This is a genomic window from Stenotrophomonas sp. 80084_Sma (assembly GCF_056481995.1).
Map to the genome: position 1 here is coordinate 909,712 of NZ_CM151177.1, position 23,660 is coordinate 933,371.

Here is a 23,660-nt window from a genome sequence, read left to right on the forward strand (position 1 = left end):
TTAGCCGAAGGGGCGGTGTGCTCGTCACCGCGCGACCTTCACATTTTGGAAGAGGGGGAGTGCGGCTGGGCTGCGCCCTGCACCTGCAGAGGCAACGTCAACGTCAAGAGCTGGCTATCCGTGGGATGGCGGGGCAGGTCCGGTCGAGGGGGACGCTGCAAGTACGTCCATGTAAGCTCGGTCGCCGCATCCATGCGGCTCACGCCCCCTCAACCGGACCCACCCCGCCTTCGACAGATTTCTGCGATCTGATGGTGGGTGCCGACCGTTGGTCGGCACTGATCCTATCCAGCCCCAAATCGGTGCCTACCGCTCCTGGTAGGTGTCGACCTTGGTCGACACACCGGGTTACAGACCCTGCATCAGTGCCATCTGTGCAGAATGCGGTGCCTCGTCGTGGGCGGGCGCACGCTTGTGGTAGATGCCGTCGGCATCCAGTTCCCAGGCGTTGAGGTTGTCGTCCAGGTAGTTCTGCAGGACCTCGCGGTAGACCCGCTTGGCCAGCTCCGGGTCGAGGATCGGAAAGCAGGTCTCGACCCGGCGCAGCAGGTTGCGTTCCAGCCAGTCGGCGCTGGCGCAGTACATCTCCGGTGCGCCGTCGTTGCCGAACCAGTAGACGCGGCTGTGCTCCAGGAAGCGGCCGACGATCGAGCGCACGCGGATGTTGTCCGAGATGCCCGGCACACCCGGGCGCAGGGTGCAGGCGCCGCGGATGATCAGGTCGATCTGCACGCCGGCCTGCGAGGCGGCGTACAGCGCGCGCACCACCTGCGGTTCGTTCAGGGCGTTCATCTTGGCGATGATCCGCGCCGGGCGGCCGGCGGCGGCGATGCGCGTCTCGCGCTCGATGCGGCCGAGGATGCCGGTGTGCAGGGTGAAGGGCGACTGCAGCAGGCGCTTGAGCTTCATCTTCGAGGCCAGCCCGGACAGCTGCTGGAACAGCAGGTGCACATCGTTGCCGATGTCCGCATCGGCGGTGATCAGGCTGATGTCGGTGTACGCACGGGCGGTACCGCTGTGGTAGTTGCCGGTACCAAGGTGCACATAGCGGCGCAGCTTGCGGCCCTCGCGGCGCACGATCAGCAGCATCTTGGCGTGGGTCTTGTAGCCGACCACGCCATACACCACCTGCACGCCGGCCTCCTGCAGGCGATCAGCCAGGCCGAGGTTGGCTTCCTCGTCGAAGCGGGCGCGCAGTTCGACCACCACGGTCACGTCCTTGCCGTTGCGTGCGGCCTGGATCAGTGCATCGACAATCAGCGAATCCTTGCCGGTGCGGTACAGGGTCTGCTTGATCGCCAGCACGTTGGGATCGACCGCCGCCTGCCGGATCAGGTCCAGCACGGCGGTGAAGGCATCGAACGGGTGATGCAGCAGCAGGTCGTGGCGCGCCACTGTCTCGAAGATGCCGTCGCTGTCGCGCAGCGTGCGCGGGGTCATCGGCGGGTACTTCAGGTCCGGCTGCGCGATCAGGTCGTACAGCTGGATGATGCGGTTGAGGTTGACCGGGCCGTCGATGCGGTACACCGCGTTCTCGGTCAGGCCGAAGTTCTGCAGCAGGGTCCGCACGATGTCGCGCGGCATGTCCTGCGCGATTTCCAGGCGCACTGCCGGCCGGTAGCCGCGGTCGACCAGTTCGTCGCGCAGTGCCAGCGCCAGGTTCTCCACTTCCTCCTCGTCCACCACCAGCTCGGAGTTGCGGGTAACGCGGAACTGGTAGGCACCCTGGACTTCCATGCCGGGGAACAGTTCATCGACGAACGTGGACAGCACCGAGGACAGGAACACGAAGTTCTGCGGACCGCCGAGTTTCTCCGGCAGCTGGATGATGCGCGGCAGCGAGCGCGGCGCACGCACGATGGCCAGGTGGCCGGCGCGGCCGAACGCGTCGGTGCCCTTCAGCACCACCACGATGTTCAGCGACTTGTTGAGGATCTTCGGGAACGGGTGCACCGGGTCCAGGCCCAGCGGCGACAGCACCGGCATGATCTCGTTGCGGAAGTACGCACGCAGCCAGCGCTTCTGGCGATCGGTCCAGGAATGGCGGCCGAGCACGCCGATGCCGGCGTCCATCAGCGCCGGGCGCAGCGTCTCGTTCCAGCAGCGGTACTGCTGGTCCACCAGTTCCGCGGCGCGGTCATGGATGGCGTTGAGGATGGCCTGCGGGCTCATCCCGTCCGGCGCCGGCGGCAGGCCGAATTCCTGCGCGTGGCGTACGGCAGCGGCGCGGATCTCAAAGAACTCGTCGAGGTTGGTGCAGGAGATGCACATGAAGCGCAGGCGCTCCAGCAGCGGCACCTGCGGGTCCATCGCCTGCGCCAGCACGCGGAAGTTGAAATCCAGCTGCGACAGCTCGCGGTTGATGTACAGCGCCGGGTCGCGCAACGGATCGTTGTCCGGGCTCACGGGGAGGGGGAGGGATCCGAGGCTGCTCATGGCGTCATTCTTCGATGGAGGTCAGGGGGGCGGACTCGCGCGGGCGCACGTGGTCGGCATCGAAATGGCAGGAGAACACCGAGCCCTTGCCGACTTCGCTTTCAATCTCCAGCCGTGCGTGGTGCAGGCCGAGGATGTGCTTGACGATGGACAGGCCCAGGCCGGTACCGCCGCTTTCGCGGGAGCGGCTGCTGGAGACACGGTAGAAACGTTCGGTCAGGCGCGGCAGGTGGGAGGCCGGGATGCCATAGCCGGAATCGCGCACCGCCAGCACGGCACCGTCGCCTTCGCGGCGGAACTCCACGGCGATGCGGCCACCGGCCGGCGTATAGCGCACCGCATTGGTGACCAGGTTGGAGAAGGCGCTGTGCAGTTCCTTGGTCGAGCCCTGCAGGTCAACGCCGGCCAGGTCGTCGATGCTGATCTGGTGGCGGCCCTGGCTGTGCGCTTCGGCTTCGCGGCGCAGCGTCGCCAGCATCGGCTGCATGGCCACGGTCTCTTCCTCGCTGTGTTCCTGCGATTCGAGGCGCGACAGGGTCAGCAGGTCTTCCACCAGCTGGGCCATGCGCTGGCTCTGCTTGCGCATTTCTTCCAGCATCGGTCCGGTTCCCGGGAAGTCCTCCGGGTCCATCATGTCCAGGTAGCCGTGCACCACGGTGAGCGGCGTGCGCAGTTCGTGTGAAACGTTGGCCACGAAATCGCGGCGCACCTGTTCCAGGCGCAGCAGCTTGCTGACGTCGCGGGCGATCAGCAGCCAGTAATCCGACGAATAGGGAATCAGGCGCAGGTTCAGGCGGATCGCCGGATCGACCGGCGAAGGCACGTCGAGGATCGGTTCGGCGTTGCGGCCGCCGGCCAGCCAGTGCGCCAGCGGCATCGGCTGCAGGCGTTCAACCAGGGCTTCGCCGAGGTCGCCGGGGTGATGCAGGCCGAGCAGGGCGGTGGCCGCTTCGTTGAACCACTGCACGCGCTGGCTGTTGCGGTCCAGCACCACCACCGCATCGGGAAGTGCGGCGGCCGCAGCGCGATAGCTGCGCAGCATGTCCAGCAGGCGGCGCTTGCGCACGCGCATTTCCACCTGGTTGCGGTACAGCAGGCGGTCCAGCTCGTTCCAGACGCCGGTGCCTTCTTCGGCGGTATCCCATCGCTGGCGCGCGGTCAGCCGCCGCAGCACGCTGCGCAGGCGCCAGTAATGCCATGCCAGCGTGGCCAGCGCGCCCAACGCGATGCACAACCACAGATGGCCCGTGAACCACCCCACCAGTCCGGCGAACAGCAGTACCGCGGCAACGGTGGCCAGGGTCTTCAACCAGGCAGAGCGGATGTGGCGGGGCATTGCGATCTCGTCGTTGAGGTGCGGCGGTTCACTGGGGTGAACCGAGGGTTATAGCAGAGTTGCCGGCGCCGGCACCCGCAGGTGCGCGGTGCCGGCACGACGAGGCTCAGGTAGCAGTGGAGAAGCGGTAGCCGGCGCCGCGCACGGTCTGCACCATGTTTTCGGCGTTGAACGGTTCCAGCGTCTTGCGCAGGCGGCGGATGTGCACGTCGATGGTGCGCTCCTCCACGTACACGCTGCCGCCCCACACATGGTCCAGCAGCTGGGCGCGGGTATAGACGCGCTCCGGGTGGGTCATGAAGAAGTGCAGCAGGCGGTATTCGGTCGGGCCGATCGGCACCGGCTGGTCGTTGGCGAACACGCGATGGGCGGCACCGTCGATGCGGATCGGGCCGACCGCCACGCTGCCGTCCTCGTCGTCCTCGCGGGCGCGGCGCATCACCGCACGGATGCGGGCCAGCAGTTCGCGCGCCGAGAACGGCTTGACCACATAGTCGTCGACGCCGGCTTCAAGGCCACCCACGCGGTCGTTCTCTTCGCCGCGGGCGGTCAGCATGATGATCGGCACTTCGCGGGTCAGGGTTTCCTTGCGCCAGCGCCGGGCCAGGTCCAGGCCGCTGGTGCCGGGCAGCATCCAGTCCAGCAGGATCAGGTCGGGGACGCGGTCGGCGATGGCGGTCTGGGCCTCACGGGCGTCGCCGGCGTGGACCGGTTCGTAATCGCCCTTGCGCAGGGCGAAGGCGACCATTTCACGGATCGCGGGCTCGTCATCGACGATCAGGATGCGTTTCTGCACGAGGACACCGTAGGGCTCGGTTACTGGAGTGGTGCCAGTAGACTACGGTTTGATGACATGTTTGTGACTACCTGGCCGGAACCGGTCGGGATTGCCATCGGCCGGTCATGCAGCGCTCAGCGGCGGTCCAGGTCCGGGTCCTGCACGCCCTGCCGGCGCAGCTCCAGCACGGTGGGGGTGATCGCCTCGATGCGCGCATCCACCCGCGCCCGGCCTACGTAGTCCAGCGCCGGGTTGCGCTTGAGCGCCTGCAGCTGCATCAGCGACTGTTCCGGCCGGCCGCTGAGGAAGGCCGCCTCGGCGTAGGCCTCGCTGGCACGCACGCTGTCGCCGGCCAACTCGCTGGCGCGGGCGTACCGCTGCTGGAAGACCGGATCGTTACCGCTTTGCGACAGCAGGGGCCGCAGCATGGCCTGCGCGCGCTGGCCCGCCTCGCGGCTGCCCTGTTCGTTCAGGATCTCGGCATAGGTCAGCGCCACCGGACGGCTGTTGGGGTGCTGACGCAGCAACTGCTCGAAGCGGCTGTTGGCCTGGGCGGTCTGGCCTGCACGCGATTCGGCCTCGCCCAGCCCCAGAGCCAGCCACAGGTTGTCCGGGCGGGTCTGCAGCAGGCCTGCCAGGGTCTGCCGGGCCTGGGTGGCGCCGGCGCGACCGCTGCGCATCACCGCCAGCGCCTGGCCATAGCGCTGGGCATCGTTGAGGCCGTCCTTCTGACGCTTGGCCAGATCGGCATACTCGCGTTCCAGCTCGGGGGTGGAATCCGCGCTGAGCACGCGCAGGCGCTCGCGGGCCCAGTCGAAGTCGCCACTGGCGCCGCGGCTGAGCTGGCCCATCGGGATGCGCAGCACGCTGCTGGGCAGCAGCGGGTTGGTTCCGCGCAACAGAGGTTCGGCCAGGCTGGGATCGGCCGGGTCCACGCGCTCCCTGCGCTCGCCGCTGGGGGTGCTGGTGGTCAGCAGCACCGTGTCCTTCTTCATCTGGTCGGCGCGGGCCTTCGCCTCGCTGATGCGGGTGATGTTGACCGGATGGGTGCGCAGGAACTCGGGCACGCTGTAGCCACCCTCGTTGCCGCGCATCGCCGATGCCATCCGCTCGAAGAAGCCGGCCATGGCGTCCACGTCGTAACCGCTGCGCGACAGCGTGCGGATGCCGAGGCGATCGGCCTCGGATTCGTTGGAGCGGGTGTAGTTGATCTGGCGCTGCTGCATCAGGCCCATGCCCGAGCTGATCGCGGCCATGGTCGCGTTGCCGGACGACGTGCTGTTGCTGGCCTGTGCGGCCACCACCGCCGCCAGCATGCCGAGCAGGATCGGGATCTGGTCGCGCTGGGCACGCTCGACCCCGCGCAGCACGTGCTGCTGGGTGACGTGCGCGATTTCGTGCGACAGCACCGCCGCGACCTCGTCCTCGCGCTCGGCGGTCAGCACCAGGCCGGCATTGACCCCGATGTAGCCGCCCAGCGTGGCGAAGGCGTTGATCTGGCGGTCCTTCATCACGAAGAACGTGTAGGGCTGGCGAGGCTGGTCGCTGTTGGAGCCGAGCCGGGTACCCATGGTCTGCAGCCAGTCGTTGACCAGCGGGTCATCCAGCAGGTAGCCGTAGTTGCGCAGCTCGCGCAGCATCATCGCGCCGTACTCGGCCTGGCGGGCCGGGGTCAGCAGCTCGCCGGCCGAGGAGCCGATGTCGGGCAGCTTCTCCTGGGCCTGGGCGAGCGGCATGGCCAGGGCCAGGGTGACGGCGGTAGTCAGCAGCAGGGCTCGCAAGCAGTGGGTCCTCGGGCAGGGCGCGCCAAGCGTGGCAGGGTGGGGGGCAACCATTCGTTAATCCACAGTGTTGCGGCCGTGGCGTGGAAATTCCAGCGCACCGGTACCATATGTAGACCGTCGATCCATCGTGGAGTTTCCCGTGACAGCCCAGACCGCCGGCGGTGCCCCCGCCATCACCATCTATTCCACCGCCGTCTGCCCGTACTGCGTGGCCGCCAAGAACTTCCTGAAGAGCAAGGGCCAGCAGTGGACCGAGGTCCGCATCGACCTGGACCCGGTCGAGCGCGAGAAGATGATGGCACTGACCCGCCGTACCAGCGTGCCGCAGATCTTCGTCGGCGACGTCCACGTGGGCGGCTACGACGACATGATGGCCCTGCACCGTGAAGGCAAGCTCGAGCCGCTGCTGGCCGGGCAGGGCCAGGCATGAGCGCGGCCGACGACGGCAGCAAGGACCGCATCGCCGAGTTCACCGACTTCCGCAAGCGCATGAACGAGCGGATCCTGGGCGAGCCGAACCAGGTGGTGCGCCGCTTCTTCGCGCTGGACACGCAGACCTACCAGGCCGGCGCGCTGGATGTGAAGACCAAGGAACTGCTGGGCCTGGTGGCCTCGATGGTGCTGCGCTGCGACGACTGCATCAGCTACCACGTGGCCCAGTGCAAGGACGCCGGGGTGACCCGAGAAGAGTTCTTCGAGACCTTCTCGGTCGGCCTGGTGGTCGGCGGCTCGATCGTGATCCCGCACCTGCGCCGCGCGGTCGACTTCCTCGACCAGCTCGAAGGCGGCGCCGCCGCCCCGGAAGCGCACGCGCACTGAACCTGACGGGCGCCGGGAACCGGGTCCTGTGGCCCTCCCGGTAGTGCCGGCCGCTGGCCGGCATCCCGTGAACCCCACATGGCCGAGGTTGCCGGCCAGCGGCCGGCCCTACCGAGCGCTTCCCCGCGATCCATCAGCCCAGGAGCCCCCTTGTTGTTCAAGGGGGCGCGCCGACAGGTGCGGGGATAAGGTGGGATGCGCGGGCAATTCTGCCTGAGCCGGGCACTGGGACCATGGTCTATTTGGGACCTCGGCCCCGGCTCAGGCATAATTGCCGGTGAAACTTCCTTTGCGCCGGCGTTTCCGGGCACGTCCGGACGGCGTTTTTCCCCCTGTTCGGAACATCGATCAATGACGCAGAAAATTACGGTCATCCGCGGCGACGGCATTGGCCCGGAAATCATGGACGCCACCCTGTTCGTGCTCGACCAGCTCAAGACTGGCCTGGAGTACGAAGACGCCGACGCCGGCCTGGTGGCCCTGGAAAAGCACGGCGACCTGATGCCGGCGGTGACCCTGGAATCGATCGCGCGCAACAAGGTCGCGCTGAAGAGCCCGCTGACCACCCCGGTCGGTGGTGGCTTCACCTCGATCAACGTCAGCCTGCGCCGTCACTTCGACCTGTACGCCAATGTGCGTCCGGCCCACACCTTCCCGAACACCAAGTCGCGTTTCGACAACGTCGACCTGATCACCGTGCGTGAGAATACCGAAGGTGCCTACCTGGCCGAAGGCCAGGAAGTGTCGGCCGACGGCGAGACCGCCTTCTCCGGCACCCGCATCACCCGCAAGGGCTCCGAGCGCATCGTGCGCTACGCCTTCGAGCTGGCCAAGAGCACCGGCCGCAAGAAGGTCACCGCCGTACACAAGGCCAACATCATCAAGTCGACCTCGGGCCTGTTCCTGAATGTCGCCCGTGAAGTGGCTGCGCAGTACCCGGACATCGAATTCCAGGAAATGATCGTCGACAACTGCTGCATGCAGCTGGTGATGCGTCCGGAACAGTTCGACGTGATCGTCACCACCAACCTGTTCGGCGACATCATCTCCGACCTGTGCGCCGGCCTCGTCGGCGGCCTGGGCCTGGCCCCGGGTGCCAACATCGGCAAGGACGCGGCGATCTTCGAAGCCGTGCACGGCACCGCGCCGGACATCGCTGGCCAGGGCAAGGCCAATCCGTGCGCGCTGCTGCTGGCAGCCGCGCAGATGCTGGACCATGTCGGCCAGCCGGAAAATGCCGAGCGCCTGCGCAAGGCCATCGTGGCGACCATGGAAGCCAAGGATTCGCTGACCGGCGACCTGGGCGGCACCGGCACCACCATGAGCTTCGCCCAGGCCATCGCCAGCCGCCTGTAAGCGGCCGGCGATCCGGCTGGAGATCGTCTCGGCGATGTCCAGGCCGGGCCTGCATGCGTTGAAGACGGGCCGTCCTTGTACGGCCCGTCTGCGTTTTCAACTGCGGTTTTTCACCGACAGGATTTTTTCAGATGCCTGAGGCGGCCGTGTGGGTCGTGGCGGCCGTTGCCGTCTATGCTGTCGGCGTGGCGATCTACGCCATCTTCTACTGGCCGTGGTCCCGCGCCCAGCGCGCGCTGCGCCGCCTGCGGACGCAGGGGGCGCCCCTCCGCAGCATGCAGGAGGGCGAGGCGCGCATCCTGCGGTTGATCGAATTTCCGGCAGGATCGCCTGTGTATCTGCTCGAAGGCAGCTGTGCCGAGTTCGTGATCAGGAGCAGGATCTCTCCGGCCCAGCATGTGCAGACCCTGGCCGGCGTCCCAGTGAAGTATCCGGCGGGCCTTGCACGTGCCGTGCGCGCGGGCAGCAATACCGCCGAAGTGGTGCTGGGTCGTGACCACGCGATGATCGTGCGACTCAATGGGGTCAAGCTGGCCCAGTAGAGTCGAGCCATGCTTGTATGTTCCTCCCGGCTCCTACGAGGTATGTAGGAGCCAGGGTGGAGGGACCGTCAAGCATGCATCTGCGGATACTAGCCGACAGACGAGTCGAGCGATCCCCATCCCGCACACGAACGTCGATAAAGGATCGTACGGCCCCCAAAGGGAATCGTCGATGTAGGCAAGCTAACGTCGGTGCGGTACCACCCCAGCCCCTTAAAGATAGCTGGGAGCCGTACAAATGTCTGATTCTCTCGATATTGGCGTGGACGTGGACTCCAAGGAGTTCGTACCGGCAGTGGCCGACCGCAAGGCCGGCGACAGGATCGCCAACACCCGGGCCGGCATAGCCCAGTGGCTCAACACCTTGCCCCAGCGATGCCGGATTGGCATGGAGGCGACGGGGCGGTACTACGAGTTGTTGGCTCGGATGGCTGGCCAGGCAGGCCACGTTGTCTATGTGATCAATCCACGTCTGATCAAGCACTACGGCCGGGCGACGGGCTCGCGTGGCAAGACGGACGCCATGGACGCCGAAGCGATCGCCCGGTACGTGAAGAAGGAGAACGATCGCCTGCGTGAATACGTACCGCGTACCGATGAGCAGCAGCAGATGCACGATTTGCTGCGCAAGCGGCAGACGCTGGTAAAGACACGCGCGCGCCTGGAGCAATCCTTCGGGGTAAGCAAAAGTGCCCCCGGGGAGCTGTCAGATCTGTTCTGCGCTCTGGCTGGGACGCTGTCCGAGCTGGAAAGCGAACTGCAGCGCTTGGGTCGCGATGGAGAGCATGGCACGCTCTACAAGCGCCTGTTGACCATCCCTGGTATCGGCCCCGCCGTCGCCGCTCACCTGATTTACTACATGACGCGCTGGCCGTTGGCCAACGCCAACGCGTGGATCGCCTGCACCGGCCTGGATCCCCGGCCTAACGAGTCTGGCGGCAGAACGGGACGGCGTCGGCTGTCCAAACAGGGCGCGCCAGTGCTGCGCCAGATGCTCTACATGGCCGCCATGGGGCTCAAGCGGTGTCGTCGGGGGCAACCGCTCTACGACGAGCTGTCAAAACGCGGTCACCCCAGCACCGCCGTCTTCAACATCCTGGCCAGAAAGCTGGCCAGGATCGCCTGGGGTGTCTTCAAAAGCGGCCGGGACTTCGATCCGGCCATGCTGAAGGTGGGTCAAGCCTGCTTCCAGCAGGCTTGACCACGAACATAGGATCTCGACTGCTCCTGCGTAGTCGAGCATGGCTCGACGCTACAAGGACATTCTGTGCGAAATTTGCACAGATCATGTGCTTTTGCATGGCTGGTTCGTGCGCCGTCCGCTCCGCATCATGTGTCCACTTTCCACCGCACAGGAGCTTGAACATGAACCTCACCGCCTTTGGTCTGGCCAGCCTGATCGGCATGGCCGCCGTTACCCCCGTCACCGCTGCCGAACCGGCCCATCCCACCATTCGCCACATGGCTGGCGCACCCGTTGTGGCTTCGCTGGATGCGGCGAAGACCGCCGTGCTGGTGATCGACTTCCAGAACGAATACTTCGACGGCAGCGCTGCGCCGGGCTTCGCCGGTGGCCGCATGGTCATCCCCGATGGCGTGGCCGCACTGCGGCAGGCGAAGCGGGTGGTCGAGTTCGCCGATGCCCACGGCATCCGCGTGATCCATGTGCAGCACGTGTTGCCGGCTGGTGCGCCGCTGTTCGCGCAGGGCAGCGTCAATGCCGCCTTCCATCGCGACCTGCAGCCGCGCAAAGGTGAGACCGTGGTGCAGAAGGACAACGTCAGCGTGTTCGCCGGTGACTCGGCCGCAGTGCTCGACCAGGTGCTGAAGGATGCCGGCATCGACACCCTGATCGTCACCGGCCTGCAGACCCATGCCTGCGTGGCCGGTGCCGCCCGCGATGCCGCAGCGGCACCGCGTGGCTACCGCGTCATCGTGTCGTCCGATGCAACTGCCAGCCGTGATCTGGATCTTGCCGGAGGCCAGCGCATCGGTCATCGCGCGCTGCATGACGCCTCGCTGGCGCAGATTGAGGACACCTTCGGCGATGTCATGGCGACTGACGCGATCCTGGCACTGCCGGTGCGCAAGGCCGGCGACGGCGCTTGATAAGCTGACGGGGCCCGCACGCCGCGGGCCCCGCCACCTGGAGCTGCCCGCCGATGGACCATTTCGCCGCCCTGCGTGCGCTGCGCGCCATCGTCGATGCAGGCAGTTTCACCGCCGCCGCCGAACGACTGGGTACCACCCATTCGGCGATGTCACGGCAACTGCGGCAGCTGGAAGAACATCTAGAGGTTCGACTGCTCGATCGCAACAGCCGCCGGCTGTCACTGACGGAAGCCGGTCGCGACTACTACCGCGAGGCGGCAGCGCTGCTGGATCGCCTGCAGGAGGCGGATGACCGCGCACGCGCAGGGCAGGCACAGCCCAGCGGCACCGTGCGGATCAGCGTGCCGCAGGTGGTCGCCAGCCAGGAGCTGCCGCATTGGTTGCCGTCGTTCCTGCAGCGCTACCCACAGGTCACGCTGGATCTTTCCGCCGACGACCAGCTGGTTGATGTGGTCGGGGGCGGCTTCGACCTGGCGCTGCGCATCGCGCCTTCCTTGCCGGACAGCCAGCTGGTCGCGCGCGAGCTGGCCAGCTGCCCACGCATCCTGGTCGCCGCACCGGCCTATCTGGCGCGGCACGGTCTGCCCCGGCAGGCTTCGGACCTCGCACAGCACACGCTGCTGGGTTTCAGTCCCACAGCGGCGATGTCGCCCTGGCAGCTGCAGGGGCCACGCGGTGCCGCCGCGAGCATCGAGGCGGGGCAGCGCCTGCGGGTGGATGCGACGCCAGCGTTGTATGCCGCTGCGTTGGCTGGCATGGGCATCAGCCTGTTCACTGCGCTGACCGTGCAGGAGGACCTGCGTGCCGGCCGCCTGATCCGCGTGCTGCCCGCCTGGCACGCCGGACAGCGGCGCTACTTCGCGCTGTATCCGCACGCGCGGGCGCTGGCGCCGAAGGTGCGTGCGCTGGTCGAGCACCTTGCGGCGCACTACGCTGCACAGGTGGGCGCGGCGGGGTAGTCGCGCGGCAGCAACCGAGGTGGTGATGGAGTCGGTGTATCTGCTGGTCGCGCTGGGCGCGATCGTCGCCGGATTCGTGCAGGGCCTGTCCGGCTTCGCCTTTGGCATGGTGGCGATGTCGTTCTGGGCGTGGGGACTGGAGCCGCGGCTGGCGGCGACGCTTTCGGTGTTTGGTGCGCTGGTCGGGCAGCTGGTCGCAGTGTTCACCGTGCGCCGCGGTTTCAACCTGCGCCTGCTGCTGCCGTTCGTGCTGGGTGGGCTGGCCGGCATTCCGCTGGGCGTGACGGTGCTGCCACAGCTGGACATGGACTGGTTCAAGGCGCTGCTGGGTGGCTTCCTGGCGCTGTGGTGCCCGGTGATGCTGATGGCGCGCTCGTTGCCTCCGGTCCGCGTCGGCGGCCGTATCGGTGATGCGATTGCTGGCATGGCCGGTGGCGTGCTCAGTGGCATCGGCGGCTTTGCCGGGCCGGTGCCGACGTTGTGGAGCACCCTGCGAGGCTTCGGCAAGGACGAACAGCGCGCGGTCATCCAGAACTTCAACTTGGCGATGCTGGCGGTGACCATGGCCACCTATGTCGGCAGCGGCCTGGTGAGCCGGCAGATGTTGCCGTACTTCGCCATCGTGGCACCGGCCATGCTGGTGCCGACCCTGCTGGGCGCGCGGGTCTACATCGGCATCAGCGAGGCACGCTTCCGGCAGGTCGTGCTGGGCCTGCTGACCGCGTCAGGCATCGCGTTGCTGGCGTCGTCGCTGCCGGTACTGCTGGCGCACTGAGGGAAGAACAAAAAAGGGCGCCACGAAGGGCGCCCTTTGTCGTCTACGGCATGTTTCGGCTCAGCGCTGCTGGATCTTCGACAGCAGGCGCAGGAATTCAACATACAGCCAGACCAGGGTCACCATCAGGCCGAATGCGCCATACCACTCCATGTACTTCGGTGCACGCTGGGCGACACCGGTTTCGATGAAGTCGAAATCCAGCACCAGATTCAGCGCGGCCACGACCACCACGAACAGGCTGAAAGCAATGCCCAGCCAGCCGGAGTCGTGGATCACCGGCACGTCGATGTTGAAGAAGCCCAGCACGAACGAGGCGAGGTAGAGCAGGGCGATGCCGCCAGTGGCGGCGACCACGCCCATCTTGAAGTTCTCGGTGGCCTTGATCAGGCCGCTGCGGTACGCGAACAGCAGCGCGAACAGGGTGCCAAAGGTCAGCAGCACCGCCTGGAACACGATGCCCGGGAACTTGGCGTTGAACACGGCCGAGATGGCGCCCAGGAACAGGCCTTCCACCAGCGCGTACATCGGTGCGGTGACCGGCGACCACTCCTTCTTGAACACGGTGATCAGCGCCAGCACCAGGCCGCCGATGGCGCCGCCCATGGCATACAGCCTGGCACCGGGCAAGACCTGGCCGTAGTCGCCGATGGTCTGGTTCCAGGCGAAAGCGGCCGTTAATACGGTCAACAGCAGCAGGAAACCGGTCTTGTTGACGGTGCCGTTGAGGGTCATGGCCTGGTCGGGGCTGGTCACCACCGAGCCACTGGCGAGGTCGAGGAAGGTGGACTCGGAAAGAGCCGGGTTGCCGCTGCGCATACGCGTTCTCCGTGCGAATGAGGGTCAGGACGGCCATCCGGCCGATGGGCGTGAGCATAGCCGATGACTGCTTTCGGCGTTGTGGCAGGCGCCGGATCTACGCATCCTGCGTTGACAGTTCCCAATGCGCTTGGCGACAATGACCAGCTCCCCGGGCATGGCCCGAGGGGATTGCAAGACCGGGGTATAGCGCAGTCTGGTAGCGCGCCTGCTTTGGGAGCAGGATGTCGGGGGTTCGAATCCCTCTACCCCGACCAATCCCACATCACGTCGGATTGGACACCGTTCCGGTTCGGGCGCCCGTAGCTCAACTGGATAGAGCACCGGCCTTCTAAGCCGGCGGTTACAGGTTCGATTCCTGTCGGGCGCGCCATTGGAATCAATGGTTTAAGTGCTCACATCCGTGAACATTGGTTCCCATTCGATGGCTGCACGACCCTGGGTGGCGAGCATTCCACCTTCCTCTTTTCCGATGAAAGATGCCCTTTGTATGGGGTGCAGTCGCACGACGTGATGTCATTCCGGTTGCGGTTGACCGGCGTCTGACGTCGATCGGCTCACTCCGCAGGTGCTTGAGCAGCGCCGCCTGGGATGGGGCAATGCACCCGGCAAAGAAAAAAGGCCAGCGCTATGCGCTGGCCTTTTTCAATGTCGCGATGGATGCACTCTGGTCGAGTGCACCCCGGATGGATCACATCTGTTCCAGTTCGCCCACCCGCACCTTGCCGCCACCGCCGCAGTTGCCGTGGCAGCCGCCGCTGATCGGGCCGCTGCCGCCGCCACCACCGCCGCCACCGCCGCCGCCACCACCACCGCCGCGGGAGTTGGGCGGGAGGACGGTCGAAATCACTTCGCCGGAGTCGAAACCTGCACCTCGCCACGTGTAGTTGACGCAGGAAATACCGTTGCAGACGGTCAGGACATCGCCGGTCTGGACGCGCGTCTGGGCAGTCCAGACCGTGGTCCGGCCGTCATTGAGCTTCTGGACCTCTTGGGAAAGCTGCTGGTTGGTCACCGGATCGGGATACGGGGTTGTCAGCGTGCATCCGGCGGTGCAGTTGATGACGCCAGGAAGCTTTTTCGCTTGAAGGCTCCCGGCCGCCATGAACAGCAGCACGCCTGCAATGGCGGGAATGGAGTTTCTACCAAGCGAAGGGATAATCCCAATCAGTCTAGCTTTCACAATAGGTCCTTATCGTGGGATGCAACAGTTCTTGAAGATTTCGTTCGATGAAATGCGGGCTTTCTCTTTCTCTTGGCTGCTCAGGTTTTTCTCATGGTTGGCAATGTCATCGGTGGTGGCAAAACGTGGGTCCAGCCGGTTGAGGACGCGGGTGTACGCCAGGGCCGCAACGGGATCCGCAGGAACGATGCCGCCATAGGTGTAGGCCATCGCCATGTCGCTGATGACATTGACGTTCCCTTGTGATTCCAGTTCGCGCAGATATCCGGTGGCGGTGTCCTTCCACGCCTCGAGCGCCGCGGGATCACGGATTGCGTCATCAAGCGAACCGATGACTTTCTCCGGCGATCGCGAGTAGGCGCGCATCGCTTCCTGCGAGCCCATGGCGGCGGCCTTCGAAAGCCAATCGGCGTGATAGATGTCCTGATCCAGAGCCAGCGACTCACACTCTTTGAGGATTCGTTCCGACCGCTCCAGGAACCAGTTGCCGGCCCCGACCGTGGTGGCCGAATCCGCCAGCTTGTCAGCGCGATCCGAGATGAAGGTCTGGCATTGCTCGATGGTTCGATAGATTTCGTAGGTTGCCGTGGCATCTCCGGATTCGGAGCGCAGCATCAGTTGCTTGACGTGGGCAAGCGCGTCACCGGGAGGCCGGAACTCATTGCCTCTTACGATTTCGTAGGCCTTGGGGCCCACGGCCTTGTACGAGCCCGGCGGGATCTTGTTGTCCCGCTCAAGCCTTTGCGCGGCCGCCGCACCTGACGCCGGAAGCTGCCTTCCCTGGTCAGGCCGTTCATCGAGGCTGCCACTCTTCCCGGATTCCTCTGCCGTGGCATCCGCAGTTGCCTGCTGCCGGTAGCCGGACATTGCAACGGCTGCCACTGCCAGCACGGCTGCCAGCGCGACGAATCCGATTAGCCGCTTGCTCATCTATTGATCTCACCTTCATTGCAGGAACCGGCATGGTTGCAAACGCGCGCCCCGCGTTCCATGTCCTGCAGCTAACGTTGTATGAATGGATCTCCCCCATGCTTGTTTGAGATTCATTCACGATTCGTTCACTAAGTGTTCATGCTCTCGGGGCGTGCCCGACGACGGACGGGCTGTTCGCCAGCGCCTGACATCCGGTGCGTGCGGCACGCGCCTTCTCTAGCTCGGGATGGATGCAGATTCGAACGGCGTGGGTGAGGTGAAGCAGGTGCTGATCGAAGTACATCGGCGGCGCAGGCGCCAACGGCGGCTTACCTTCTGCCGCGGCGGTGTCGCCTTGCGGGCGTTTGCTGGCCTGCTGATGGGGGTGACGGCCGAACGCAACACGTCGTTCGACTTGATCGAAACGATTTCGCCGATGGACAGTTGCGACCGATGTTCTGGGCCGACGATGAGCGCTTGCACGCGCAGGGTCTGCAAGCGATTACCCGTCGAGTGCTTCTTGGCAGGACGCAGTCGCGCAACGTGATGCTTCAGTTGCTCGACGGAGCGGGCCAGCCACGCCTGCAGCTGCAGGTCACGCCGAAAGGGGAGGCCACGCTGTCATTCCTGGATGGGCATGCGGACATCGCGCGCGTGACCTCGGCGGAGCAGCATTGATCTCCTGTTCCGGCCCCTGCACATCAATGTGAAGAAGTGCTTGCAATTCCTTCGCGACTCCCGGAAAATGCCGGACTCGCTTCGGGGGACGGACTTCTGGTTCCACCCGCTAGCAAAGCATCAAGGTCCAGCGTCAGCCTCATCGGCGGTGGAGCGAAAGTTTCAGTGGTGGCTGTAGCTCAGTTGGTTAGAGTACCGGATTGTGATTCCGGTGGTCGGGGGTTCGAATCCCCTCAGCCACCCCACTGATTCAACCGCATCGGCGCAGCCGAAACGGTATTGCAATAAACAGAAAGCAGGCTACAATGTGCGTCTGAGTTTCACGGGCCGTTAGCTCAGTTGGTAGAGCAGTTGACTCTTAATCAATAGGTCCAAGGTTCGAATCCTTGACGGCCCACCAAGACAGAAGCCACCTGGTATCCCAGGTGGCTTTTTTCTTATAAGTGTGACTCCCATCGTTCCGATGGATCACAGGTTGCAGAGCCTCGCCTGATCGTGGATCTGCAACGCAGCGGGACCGCAGTGCTGGTTTCAACGATGTTGAAAAAAGTGCTTGCACCCACCGAGCGGATTGGGTCATAATTCGCGCCCCGATTTCGGGCTGTTAGCTCAGTTGGTAGAGCAGTTGACTCTTAATCAATAGGTCCAAGGTTCGAATCCTTGACAGCCCACCAGACGAAAGCCACTTGGTCATCCAAGTGGCTTTTTTCTTGCCTGCACGCCGGGTTGCGCTTCATCCACGCATGGCGTGGATCTGCTGAAACGGCGCATGGCGTGAATCTACTGAAGCGATGCTGAAATCAGGGACATACGCGTCATCAGTGTTTTCAATGCTGTGCGCTGCTTCTCACCGCATCGCGTCCTGTATCGCACCCAATGGATCTTCCGCGCCGATGGCGCATGCACGAAGGAAGATGTTGATGGCTGATATCAATCGATTGCACCGCACGCTGTGGGTTCCCTTCGCGTTGATGGCGCTGGCGGCCTGCGCGCCAGCCAATGATCCCGCGAAGACCGTTGAACGCGATGCGGGCACGGAGAGCACTCCGGCGCGCCCGGTGGGTGACGCCATGCAGATGCGGCCGGCTCAGCCTGCGGAAGCGGAGGTCCTGCCTGACGCGGTGGATGTGCAGCGCAATGCGGACGGTTCGGTGGATGTGCGCAAGGCCATGCCGGAGTCGGTGGCTCTGCGGCGCACCGATGACGGGGGCGTGGAGATCCGCAAGGGGGAGGCGCCCGCCGAACATGCCGGCATGGCGCCGGCCCGCGCTGTACCGCAGCAGTAAGCCGCAGTCGTCCTGGCGGGTGGTGCGCCCGCCGGGGCGGCAGCGATGCAGGGGCCGCGCGCATCGCGGCAGATTCAGTTTTGTGCAGGCCTTCCGCTTCCAGCCCCCGCCTGCGACAATGAACGCCTGAGCCGGCCACGCGAAAGTGGCGGAATTGGTAGACGCCCTGGATTTAGGTTCCAGTGAGGGTGACCTCGTGCGGGTTCGAGTCCCGCCTTTCGCACCATCCGGCCGCGCACAGATTGCCTAAGTGATTGAAAAATAAGCTGGCGACGGTCAGTTGTGCTATTGGATTCCCGCTTTGGCAATTGATCCCTGTCTCGGAACGTCACCTGTTCCGTTCGAGGCGGCGGGGAGGCGGAACTGCTCCAGCGCAGACATGCCCTGGAGCGATTGCTCGGCCAGTACCTTCGCGTAGACCGCTGAGGTGGTCTGGATGTCGCGGTGGCCGAGCCACTCCTGCACGAGCTTGATGTTGCCGGTCGCCAGCAGCAGCCTGGTGGCGCAGGTATGGCGGAGCGCATGCGGCACGCACTCCCTCTCGGAAGCGAGATGTGTCCCCTTGATGGCCCATTGCCACAGTCGGTCGGCGCGCGTGCGATTGAGCATGGTGAAGGGGCCGTCCGAGGTGGCCGCCAGGGCGTCCTTGCGCCGCTGTAGAACCTCGGCGACGCGGGCGGTGCAGGGTAGGGTGCGGGGACGCCCCTTCTTGAGCGTAGCGTGCCGCCAGAAGCGGACGTGGAGCCTTCGGCCCTGCTCGACTACTTCGGACCACCGGATGCCGATGGCCTGACTCATGCGGCAGCCCAGGTCAGCGAGGCACACGAACAGGTCGCGGTAGTCCGCCCCGTCGCGCACCCGTGGGTGCCCTCCGGCAGGGCCGTTCGGCAGCGTGTCCCACTCCAGCAGCCGCGCCAGGATCATTTCCTCGTCCTCGACGTTCAGGACGAACGTGCGTGCGTTGTCCCGCTCGTCTGCCAAGCTGTACTCGGGCAGCTCTCCCAAGAATCGGCCGGCCTTCCTCTCGCGTTTCAACAGGGCGAGGAGGCACTGCATCTTGCGGTTCACCGTGGCGGGAGCCGCCTTGTCGGCGAGCATGCGCTGGGCCATGTCGTTGACCGCGGCCTGCGTGATGTCGTTGATGGGCGTTTCCTCGCCCAGGTAGCTCTGGACCACCTTGCAGTTGGTACGCACGGTGTCGATGGATCGGAGCTTGCCCCAAAAGTTGCGGTCGTCCAGCGCTTCGTCCATCGCGTCCTTGAGGGTGCGCTGGCGGACCTTGGCCTTTGCCACGGCCATCTGCACCGACCGGGACTTGCCCCTAATCAGCTCCCGCAGCGCGTCCTCTGCAATCTCGGGGTCGTCGCGCAGGGCGTCGAGGACTGCCTGCTCCTTGCGCTCGGCTGCCACGCGGTCGCGGGTGCCGGTGGACAAGCGCACGCGCCGGTATCCCTCCTGCACGTCGAGCATGTAGTAGCGCTTATCGGGCGCACCCGGCTTGGGCGCGGTCCCTTTGAGGCGAAGGGCCATGTGTATCTCCAGAAAAAGAAAAGGCCCGCACTAGGCGGGCCTCGGGCAATACTGCTGCTGTTGGTCTTACGCGGCGAACTTGGCCGCCATCTTCCTGCTTACCCTCTCCGCGAGAGTGGTCAGCCAATGAAGTGCCTTGGTCGTTGGGAAGATGAGGTTGCGCTTGCGATAAGCGGGATCAGGACGCTGCTCCAAGAAGTCAGGGCCAGGCTCACGGTTCCGCTTGATCTGCGACAGGTCGAGCACGTTCCGGCTCACAGCCGATGGAGAGAGTCCGCCGAGCACTCGCTCCAGGTCCACCTGTTGAATCCCTGGCTCATCCACGACGGCGAGCAGGGTCAGGATACGGGTGGCCGTAATGTCCTCGTCGATCTCCTCTCGAAATGCTGACAATGCGGTGGTCAGGATGACCGTCAGTTCTTTCTGCGAGAGATTCATGGCTTCTCAATTTCCAAAGGGGGATGGTTCCCACTAGGGAGCCATCAAGTTCTATCTTGACAACGCAGCGTAAGGATTACAACCCCGAGGCCGATGTTGATGGCGTTTTTGCCGATTTTGTCGATCCAGAAACCCCTCTGCCAAGGGGCGGGGCACAGGTCGAGGTCGATTTCATATCCGAATGCGTTCACGTACAGGTCCAGGCACTTCTTCCGCCCACGAGGGCTGTCCTGTCCCCCGGCAACGGCTCCGCTATGACGCCGCCAAGTCCCCGGCTGCGCTCCACAAAATATTTCATTAATCAACTACTTAACGCGGGCAGGACAAGCATTACCCCAATCGTCACGAGTGCCCCAATCACCGCGACATAGAACATCGCTTGCCCGGCTCGCACCGCGGCGGATGTCATTCTCTTTCTCCAGTCTCTCATGGGCTGAGACTGCTCCTGCCGTTAGGCGGCGGGGGTGGCGGACAGCGACCACCCACCGTCTATGGTGCTGCGGCCGAGGACCAGCGGTCGACCGTAGAAATCACGTACCAGCAATGAGATTGATCCCACATCCGACAGTGAATTGTTCATGATTCCGCGCTCTCGTCGGGCTGCTCGCGGGCGCGCGCGGTCAGGACTTCGACCTCCTCACGGATGACGAGGAACGGGCCGATCTGGTGTGCGCGGAAGGCCAGGTTGACGATGATGATTTTCATGATGGATTCCTTGTGGGTTGAAGGCACCCCGGACAGCTAAGATCAGGTGACCTCATCCGGAGCGAGAAGATGGAACTGAAGGACTTCATTGCGGGGACGCTGGTACAGATCGTGGAGGGCGTGCACGCTGCGCAGAAGCAGGTCGTGGGGCTTGGGGGCAACGTGAACCCCTACTACCGAAAAGAAACTCCAGGCTTTGGAACCAACTACAAACCTTCTGAGGTCCAGGATGTCTCGTTCGACGTGGCGATCACGGCACAGGAAAACAGCGCGAGTAAGGAAGGGGTGGGGGTGGTTGTCGTGGGTATTGCGCTGGGCAAACGGAACGAGTCATCCGACAGCTCGACGAGCGTAAGTCGGGTTGCCTTTACTGTTCCGCTGGGACTACCGACAGGTCTGAACTCAGCGGATGCGGAACAGCGATAGTTTTGGGCGCTTCTTCACCTAATGCGGACGCCGTATGGTCGTAGCCGAAGGCTTCTGTCTTCTCATCTATCGGCGTAGCCCCTCGGCTGATCTCTCGCTTCTGCGGCCGCACTGCGCGACAATCGGGGGCTGCCACAGTCATTAGATAAACACAGGGGACACCGATGCAAACTGATGCGCGGATACAAGAACTAGACGAGTTCAAGGGCATCCTTAAGTCCTATTTGCAGAGCGGTGAGGAAACGCATCGGTCATCGCTCAATCGCAAAATTCCACGCATTAAGAAACTGCTTGCGGAGGCGAATTGCTATTTCTCCATGACAATCACTCCACCCCCCGCAGTCGGAGGGCTGATCGCAAGGAACCAAGATCCCTTCGATCTGCTCTTCAATCCGCCCTATGGCCGTTCGCCAGCCCCGCTCATCGTCGATGCACTCGATAAGGCAATTGGCGTGTTTGAAGCGGAGCCTGATACGACCGCTGCGACCGCATCCGCAGACAAAGCGGCTGCGGCCTCGAGTTCCGCAGAAGCTGTGAAACAGGGTCAGCTCTTTATCGCCATGCCGATTAATCCGAGCGACCACGCCCTAGTCGACGTATTGGAGAGTATTCAGCAAGCTGCCAGCGCATGCGGGCTGACTGCCTATAGGATCGACGAACAGCAATCCAATGAGCGCATCACTGACAGAATCTTAGAGGGGATTCGAGAATCAGAATACATAGTGGCCGATCTGACCAACGCACGGCCAAACGTGTTCTACGAGGCTGGATACGCTCTTGGAAAAGGAAAGCTGCCTATCTACATTGCGCGCGACGGTACTCATCTTGAGTTTGATTTGAAGGACTACCCCGTGATCTTCTTCAAGAACCAGCGTGAATTGCGGGAAGGCTTGATTGCCAGGCTCACTGGGCTCATGCAACGAAAGAACTAGCGGAACCAGCGCTGCGCCACACCGCGGCCCAGCTCGCGGCGCGCGGTTGCGCGGATGTGATTGCCCCAGATCCGGTCCTGCCGCTCGCGCAGCTCGGTCGGTGCGTTCTCGCGCCAGTAATCCCAGAGCAGTTGCGAGAGCACGCGGCAGACGCCAGCGCGGAACTCGGTCGGCCAATACTGGCCGGTGCAGTAGTCCAAGCGGCCGTCGTCGCGGAGTTGCAGCCGCCCGGAACCTTGCAGCGCCTTGCGGATGTCGTGCGCGGTGATCGACTCGCGCCAGCCAATCGCGGCCAGCATTTCCAGTGCGTCGCTGCGCTGCCTCTGGGCGGTGCGCTGGTCGCTGCGGTAGCTCGATGCGTCGCCGTAGTTGCACGGGTCGAAGCCGGGTCGCTGATTGACGAACGCGGTCAGCATCGCCATCAGTTCTTCGCGGGTCAGCAGTGCGGCAGGTTTGCGTGCCATGTGAGTCCTCCAGAAATGCGAAGGCCCGCACTAGGCGGGCCTCGGGATCAGCGGTGGTTGTCGGTCAGTGCGCCCAATCGGGCTTGACGTTCAGTAGGTAGGCGGCGGCCACTGCGCGGGCGGTAGCCTCGTCGGCCACGTCGGCAATCCACCACCAGCGGTCCTTACCGGCCCAGCGGTAGACGCCCCAAAACTGCGCGGCCATCGGTGCGCAAGGCTCGACGCTTCCATTGAAGTCTTGACGGGGACCATAGGAGACCGATCGGTCGCCCAAGTTGACCACCTTGTCGCCGGGCGGAACAGCCAGTTCGTCATCGTTGCTCATAGCGCGGTCCTTTCTTCAGTCGGCGATCCGTGCGTCTGCCCCTTCCCATATGTAGCGAGAGCTAGGGGGATGTGTAGCGAGACCTAAGCAATAGCCTAATGTTCTATCTAGCCTATATGAATGATAGATAAATAGCGGTTCTGAGCGCCTATGAAATCGCGCGCTGCCGTGTATGATTTGCTCCATGAACGATCTCGTGACCAAAGCCCAGCAGGAACTTGCAAGCATTCGCAAGCAACTGACGGATATGGACTTCCGCCGTAGGGAACTGGAGAGCAGAGCTAACAAGCTCCACATGCTCTTGAAGGTGACGGAGGATCTGGGCTATCTCCAAGCCCCCAACCCGTCTAAGGCTCCCGAGGCCGGCCCCCTCCCGCTTCCGCCACTTCCGCCACTGCCAAAACTATCCGCGTCCCTAATTGTTACGGAAGGTAAGACGCAAAAGGAGAAGATCACTGACTTCTGTGCCGAGCTTCTGGCAGTCGGCTTCCCTATGAAAACATCCGAGCTCTTGCAGGAGTTGCAGCAAGCCGGCATTGAGGTTGGCGGGGCCAACAAGTTGCTTACAGTCTCGGCGCTTCTGTCAAAGGATGCCCGCTTCGTCCCGAGCCGGAAGGAAGGATGGAGTCTTAAGAGGTAAAAGCGGCGGCCCGAGCCATGTGGAGTGACCCGGACCGCCATTCACTCAGGTGCGGAGCCTGACCCAGGCAGCAGGGATTGAGCTGCAAGGAGGATGCAGATATGGCACATAACCCCCATATCCGGTTGTTAGAGTATCACCTCAAAGCCCTGGCATTAAAGTGCCGGGGCTTTGACTTTTAGCGCACTCGCCTAATCGGCTTATAGAAACAGCTTAGTCAGCGTCACGATGCCAGCCACAAAGGCCGTGGCGACCACCAGTGGATACCACCGGGTCTCCATCATCAGCTTGTCGCTCTCGCGGTTGATCTTGCGAATCTCAGCGGTGAGCTTGCGCACTTGCAAGTCCTCCAGTGGTCCATTGGTGCTCATGGTAGCTCCAAAAAAGACCCGCCGTCACACGTCGGCGGGGTGTGGAAAACCGGG

26 protein-coding genes and 6 tRNA genes are annotated in these 23,660 nt (G+C 64.1%); 19 read left to right on the forward strand and 13 right to left on the reverse strand.

Going from position 1 to position 23,660, the window contains the following annotated elements; translation table 11 throughout:
- Positions 1-348 precede the first annotated feature (348 nt).
- The 4 genes from ppk1 to ACZK3W_RS04165 all read right to left on the reverse strand — a co-directional run bounded on the left by ppk1 (position 349) and on the right by ACZK3W_RS04165 (position 6,331).
- Positions 349-2,436 (reverse strand): polyphosphate kinase 1, encoded by a 2,088-nt coding sequence (ppk1, locus tag ACZK3W_RS04150; protein ID WP_032129077.1) that lies wholly within the window; start codon positions 2,434-2,436, stop codon positions 349-351.
- Between the two features lie 4 nt (positions 2,437-2,440).
- A complete protein-coding gene (gene phoR / locus ACZK3W_RS04155; protein ID WP_032129078.1) occupies positions 2,441-3,772 on the reverse strand; it encodes a phosphate regulon sensor histidine kinase PhoR in 1,332 nt (443 codons plus the stop codon).
- A 106-nt stretch (positions 3,773-3,878) separates the two neighbouring features.
- Positions 3,879-4,568, reverse strand: a complete 690-nt coding sequence (gene phoB / locus ACZK3W_RS04160; protein ID WP_005408258.1) for a phosphate regulon transcriptional regulator PhoB — start codon at positions 4,566-4,568, stop codon at positions 3,879-3,881.
- Positions 4,569-4,684: 116 nt separating this feature from the next.
- Positions 4,685-6,331 carry a M48 family metalloprotease gene (locus tag ACZK3W_RS04165; RefSeq protein WP_032129079.1) on the reverse strand — a complete coding sequence of 549 codons (1,647 nt, stop codon included), beginning with the start codon at positions 6,329-6,331 and terminating at the stop codon, positions 4,685-4,687.
- A gap of 142 nt (positions 6,332-6,473) precedes the next feature.
- Here ACZK3W_RS04165 and grxC point away from each other — a divergent pair, with 142 nt between their 5' ends.
- The 8 genes from grxC to ACZK3W_RS04205 all read left to right on the forward strand — a co-directional run bounded on the left by grxC (position 6,474) and on the right by ACZK3W_RS04205 (position 12,897).
- A complete protein-coding gene (gene grxC, locus ACZK3W_RS04170; protein ID WP_049400919.1) occupies positions 6,474-6,764 on the forward strand; it encodes a glutaredoxin 3 in 291 nt (96 codons plus the stop codon).
- The gene (locus ACZK3W_RS04175) at positions 6,761-7,153 is read left to right on the forward strand and encodes a carboxymuconolactone decarboxylase family protein (protein WP_004146041.1); all 393 of its coding nucleotides are present in this window, start codon (positions 6,761-6,763) and stop codon (positions 7,151-7,153) included. Before grxC ends, ACZK3W_RS04175 begins: the two co-directional genes overlap by 4 nt.
- A gap of 351 nt (positions 7,154-7,504) precedes the next feature.
- Positions 7,505-8,509 (forward strand): isocitrate dehydrogenase, encoded by a 1,005-nt coding sequence (locus tag ACZK3W_RS04180; protein ID WP_032129081.1) that lies wholly within the window; start codon positions 7,505-7,507, stop codon positions 8,507-8,509.
- A 131-nt stretch (positions 8,510-8,640) separates the two neighbouring features.
- Positions 8,641-9,051, forward strand: coding sequence for a hypothetical protein (locus tag ACZK3W_RS04185; RefSeq protein ID WP_125895358.1), 411 nt, complete (start codon positions 8,641-8,643; stop codon positions 9,049-9,051).
- Between the two features lie 238 nt (positions 9,052-9,289).
- Positions 9,290-10,252 carry an IS110 family transposase gene (locus ACZK3W_RS04190; protein ID WP_132808894.1) on the forward strand — a complete coding sequence of 321 codons (963 nt, stop codon included), beginning with the start codon at positions 9,290-9,292 and terminating at the stop codon, positions 10,250-10,252.
- Between the two features lie 164 nt (positions 10,253-10,416).
- Positions 10,417-11,160 (forward strand): cysteine hydrolase family protein, encoded by a 744-nt coding sequence (locus ACZK3W_RS04195; protein ID WP_478445485.1) that lies wholly within the window; start codon positions 10,417-10,419, stop codon positions 11,158-11,160.
- A 53-nt stretch (positions 11,161-11,213) separates the two neighbouring features.
- On the forward strand, positions 11,214-12,122 hold the full coding sequence (locus tag ACZK3W_RS04200) for a LysR family transcriptional regulator (protein WP_132809327.1): 909 nt from the start codon (positions 11,214-11,216) through the stop codon (positions 12,120-12,122).
- Positions 12,123-12,147: 25 nt separating this feature from the next.
- Positions 12,148-12,897, forward strand: a complete 750-nt coding sequence (locus ACZK3W_RS04205; protein ID WP_293796629.1) for a sulfite exporter TauE/SafE family protein — start codon at positions 12,148-12,150, stop codon at positions 12,895-12,897.
- Between the two features lie 60 nt (positions 12,898-12,957).
- Here ACZK3W_RS04205 and ACZK3W_RS04210 read toward each other — a convergent pair whose 3' ends face one another.
- Positions 12,958-13,716 (reverse strand): Bax inhibitor-1/YccA family protein, encoded by a 759-nt coding sequence (locus ACZK3W_RS04210; RefSeq protein ID WP_032129086.1) that lies wholly within the window; start codon positions 13,714-13,716, stop codon positions 12,958-12,960.
- Positions 13,717-13,896: 180 nt separating this feature from the next.
- Here ACZK3W_RS04210 and ACZK3W_RS04215 point away from each other — a divergent pair.
- A tRNA-Pro gene (locus ACZK3W_RS04215) sits at positions 13,897-13,973 on the forward strand.
- Positions 13,974-14,012: 39 nt separating this feature from the next.
- Positions 14,013-14,089: transfer RNA gene (locus ACZK3W_RS04220), tRNA-Arg, on the forward strand.
- 318 nt (positions 14,090-14,407) lie between these two features.
- Here ACZK3W_RS04220 and ACZK3W_RS04225 read toward each other — a convergent pair.
- Entirely contained in the window at positions 14,408-14,833 is a 426-nt protein-coding gene (locus tag ACZK3W_RS04225; protein ID WP_165929922.1) for a hypothetical protein, read from the reverse strand.
- Between the two features lie 75 nt (positions 14,834-14,908).
- Positions 14,909-15,829, reverse strand: a complete 921-nt coding sequence (locus ACZK3W_RS04230; RefSeq protein ID WP_071228867.1) for a hypothetical protein — start codon at positions 15,827-15,829, stop codon at positions 14,909-14,911.
- 435 nt (positions 15,830-16,264) lie between these two features.
- On the opposite strand from ACZK3W_RS04230, the gene ACZK3W_RS04235 reads away from it, so the two are divergent.
- The 6 genes from ACZK3W_RS04235 (at position 16,265) to ACZK3W_RS04260 (ending at position 18,001) form a co-directional block, all read left to right on the forward strand.
- Positions 16,265-16,489: a hypothetical protein gene (locus ACZK3W_RS04235; RefSeq protein WP_478450501.1), complete on the forward strand. Its 225-nt coding sequence runs from the start codon at positions 16,265-16,267 to the stop codon at positions 16,487-16,489.
- A 168-nt stretch (positions 16,490-16,657) separates the two neighbouring features.
- Positions 16,658-16,734, forward strand: a tRNA-His gene (locus tag ACZK3W_RS04240).
- Positions 16,735-16,813: 79 nt separating this feature from the next.
- Positions 16,814-16,889 (forward strand) — tRNA-Lys (locus ACZK3W_RS04245).
- 198 nt (positions 16,890-17,087) lie between these two features.
- Positions 17,088-17,163, forward strand: a tRNA-Lys gene (locus ACZK3W_RS04250).
- A 246-nt stretch (positions 17,164-17,409) separates the two neighbouring features.
- Complete coding sequence (locus tag ACZK3W_RS04255; protein WP_125894652.1) at positions 17,410-17,775, forward strand: hypothetical protein; 366 nt, start codon at positions 17,410-17,412, stop codon at positions 17,773-17,775.
- A gap of 139 nt (positions 17,776-17,914) precedes the next feature.
- A tRNA-Leu gene (locus ACZK3W_RS04260) sits at positions 17,915-18,001 on the forward strand.
- Between the two features lie 59 nt (positions 18,002-18,060).
- Here the strand turns inward: ACZK3W_RS04260 and ACZK3W_RS04265 are convergent.
- The 3 genes from ACZK3W_RS04265 to ACZK3W_RS04275 form a co-directional block, all read right to left on the reverse strand.
- Positions 18,061-19,305: a tyrosine-type recombinase/integrase gene (locus ACZK3W_RS04265; RefSeq protein WP_478450502.1), complete on the reverse strand. Its 1,245-nt coding sequence runs from the start codon at positions 19,303-19,305 to the stop codon at positions 18,061-18,063.
- 66 nt (positions 19,306-19,371) lie between these two features.
- Positions 19,372-19,743, reverse strand: coding sequence for a helix-turn-helix domain-containing protein (locus tag ACZK3W_RS04270; protein WP_109337022.1), 372 nt, complete (start codon positions 19,741-19,743; stop codon positions 19,372-19,374).
- A gap of 576 nt (positions 19,744-20,319) precedes the next feature.
- Positions 20,320-20,448: a hypothetical protein gene (locus ACZK3W_RS04275; RefSeq protein ID WP_414498413.1), complete on the reverse strand. Its 129-nt coding sequence runs from the start codon at positions 20,446-20,448 to the stop codon at positions 20,320-20,322.
- A 69-nt stretch (positions 20,449-20,517) separates the two neighbouring features.
- Between ACZK3W_RS04275 and ACZK3W_RS04280 the strand changes: the two genes are divergently transcribed.
- Positions 20,518-20,874 (forward strand): hypothetical protein, encoded by a 357-nt coding sequence (locus tag ACZK3W_RS04280; RefSeq protein WP_478450503.1) that lies wholly within the window; start codon positions 20,518-20,520, stop codon positions 20,872-20,874.
- A gap of 164 nt (positions 20,875-21,038) precedes the next feature.
- Positions 21,039-21,806, forward strand: a complete 768-nt coding sequence (locus tag ACZK3W_RS04285) for a TIR domain-containing protein (protein WP_172872176.1) — start codon at positions 21,039-21,041, stop codon at positions 21,804-21,806.
- On the opposite strand, the gene ACZK3W_RS04290 is transcribed toward ACZK3W_RS04285, so the two are convergent.
- Both ACZK3W_RS04290 and ACZK3W_RS04295 read right to left on the reverse strand, forming a co-directional pair.
- Positions 21,803-22,270, reverse strand: a complete 468-nt coding sequence (locus tag ACZK3W_RS04290) for a hypothetical protein (RefSeq protein ID WP_414498415.1) — start codon at positions 22,268-22,270, stop codon at positions 21,803-21,805. The two genes, ACZK3W_RS04285 and ACZK3W_RS04290, sit on opposite strands and share 4 nt — an antisense overlap.
- A gap of 64 nt (positions 22,271-22,334) precedes the next feature.
- On the reverse strand, positions 22,335-22,595 hold the full coding sequence (locus ACZK3W_RS04295) for a hypothetical protein (RefSeq protein ID WP_109337026.1): 261 nt from the start codon (positions 22,593-22,595) through the stop codon (positions 22,335-22,337).
- Between the two features lie 184 nt (positions 22,596-22,779).
- On the opposite strand from ACZK3W_RS04295, the gene ACZK3W_RS04300 reads away from it, so the two are divergent.
- Complete coding sequence (locus tag ACZK3W_RS04300; RefSeq protein WP_414498416.1) at positions 22,780-23,235, forward strand: hypothetical protein; 456 nt, start codon at positions 22,780-22,782, stop codon at positions 23,233-23,235.
- 200 nt (positions 23,236-23,435) lie between these two features.
- Here the strand turns inward: ACZK3W_RS04300 and ACZK3W_RS04305 are convergent, their stop codons facing one another.
- Entirely contained in the window at positions 23,436-23,606 is a 171-nt protein-coding gene (locus tag ACZK3W_RS04305; protein ID WP_004154558.1) for a hypothetical protein, read from the reverse strand.
- Between the last annotated feature and the right edge of the window lie 54 nt (positions 23,607-23,660).

Bases quoted from the DNA above. Each gene is read 5' to 3' on its own strand.
- ppk1 (WP_032129077.1), bottom strand. From the start codon at position 2,436: ATGAGCAGCCTCGGATCCCTCCCCCTCCCCGTGAGCCCGGACAACGAT.
- phoR (WP_032129078.1), bottom strand. From the start codon at position 3,772: ATGCCCCGCCACATCCGCTCTGCCTGGTTGAAGACCCTGGCCACCGTT.
- ACZK3W_RS04175 (WP_004146041.1), top strand. From the start codon at position 6,761: ATGAGCGCGGCCGACGACGGCAGCAAGGACCGCATCGCCGAGTTCACC.
- ACZK3W_RS04180 (WP_032129081.1), top strand. From the start codon at position 7,505: ATGACGCAGAAAATTACGGTCATCCGCGGCGACGGCATTGGCCCGGAA.
- ACZK3W_RS04185 (WP_125895358.1), top strand. From the start codon at position 8,641: ATGCCTGAGGCGGCCGTGTGGGTCGTGGCGGCCGTTGCCGTCTATGCT.
- ACZK3W_RS04190 (WP_132808894.1), top strand. From the start codon at position 9,290: ATGTCTGATTCTCTCGATATTGGCGTGGACGTGGACTCCAAGGAGTTC.
- ACZK3W_RS04195 (WP_478445485.1), top strand. From the start codon at position 10,417: ATGAACCTCACCGCCTTTGGTCTGGCCAGCCTGATCGGCATGGCCGCC.
- ACZK3W_RS04200 (WP_132809327.1), top strand. From the start codon at position 11,214: ATGGACCATTTCGCCGCCCTGCGTGCGCTGCGCGCCATCGTCGATGCA.
- ACZK3W_RS04205 (WP_293796629.1), top strand. From the start codon at position 12,148: ATGGAGTCGGTGTATCTGCTGGTCGCGCTGGGCGCGATCGTCGCCGGA.
- ACZK3W_RS04210 (WP_032129086.1), bottom strand. From the start codon at position 13,716: ATGCGCAGCGGCAACCCGGCTCTTTCCGAGTCCACCTTCCTCGACCTC.
- ACZK3W_RS04230 (WP_071228867.1), bottom strand. From the start codon at position 15,829: ATGAGCAAGCGGCTAATCGGATTCGTCGCGCTGGCAGCCGTGCTGGCA.
- ACZK3W_RS04235 (WP_478450501.1), top strand. From the start codon at position 16,265: ATGTTCTGGGCCGACGATGAGCGCTTGCACGCGCAGGGTCTGCAAGCG.
- ACZK3W_RS04255 (WP_125894652.1), top strand. From the start codon at position 17,410: ATGGCTGATATCAATCGATTGCACCGCACGCTGTGGGTTCCCTTCGCG.
- ACZK3W_RS04265 (WP_478450502.1), bottom strand. From the start codon at position 19,305: ATGGCCCTTCGCCTCAAAGGGACCGCGCCCAAGCCGGGTGCGCCCGAT.
- ACZK3W_RS04270 (WP_109337022.1), bottom strand. From the start codon at position 19,743: ATGAATCTCTCGCAGAAAGAACTGACGGTCATCCTGACCACCGCATTG.
- ACZK3W_RS04275 (WP_414498413.1), bottom strand. From the start codon at position 20,448: ATGAAAATCATCATCGTCAACCTGGCCTTCCGCGCACACCAGATCGGC.
- ACZK3W_RS04280 (WP_478450503.1), top strand. From the start codon at position 20,518: ATGGAACTGAAGGACTTCATTGCGGGGACGCTGGTACAGATCGTGGAG.
- ACZK3W_RS04285 (WP_172872176.1), top strand. From the start codon at position 21,039: ATGCAAACTGATGCGCGGATACAAGAACTAGACGAGTTCAAGGGCATC.
- ACZK3W_RS04290 (WP_414498415.1), bottom strand. From the start codon at position 22,270: ATGGCACGCAAACCTGCCGCACTGCTGACCCGCGAAGAACTGATGGCG.
- ACZK3W_RS04295 (WP_109337026.1), bottom strand. From the start codon at position 22,595: ATGAGCAACGATGACGAACTGGCTGTTCCGCCCGGCGACAAGGTGGTC.
- ACZK3W_RS04300 (WP_414498416.1), top strand. From the start codon at position 22,780: ATGAACGATCTCGTGACCAAAGCCCAGCAGGAACTTGCAAGCATTCGC.
- ACZK3W_RS04305 (WP_004154558.1), bottom strand. From the start codon at position 23,606: ATGAGCACCAATGGACCACTGGAGGACTTGCAAGTGCGCAAGCTCACC.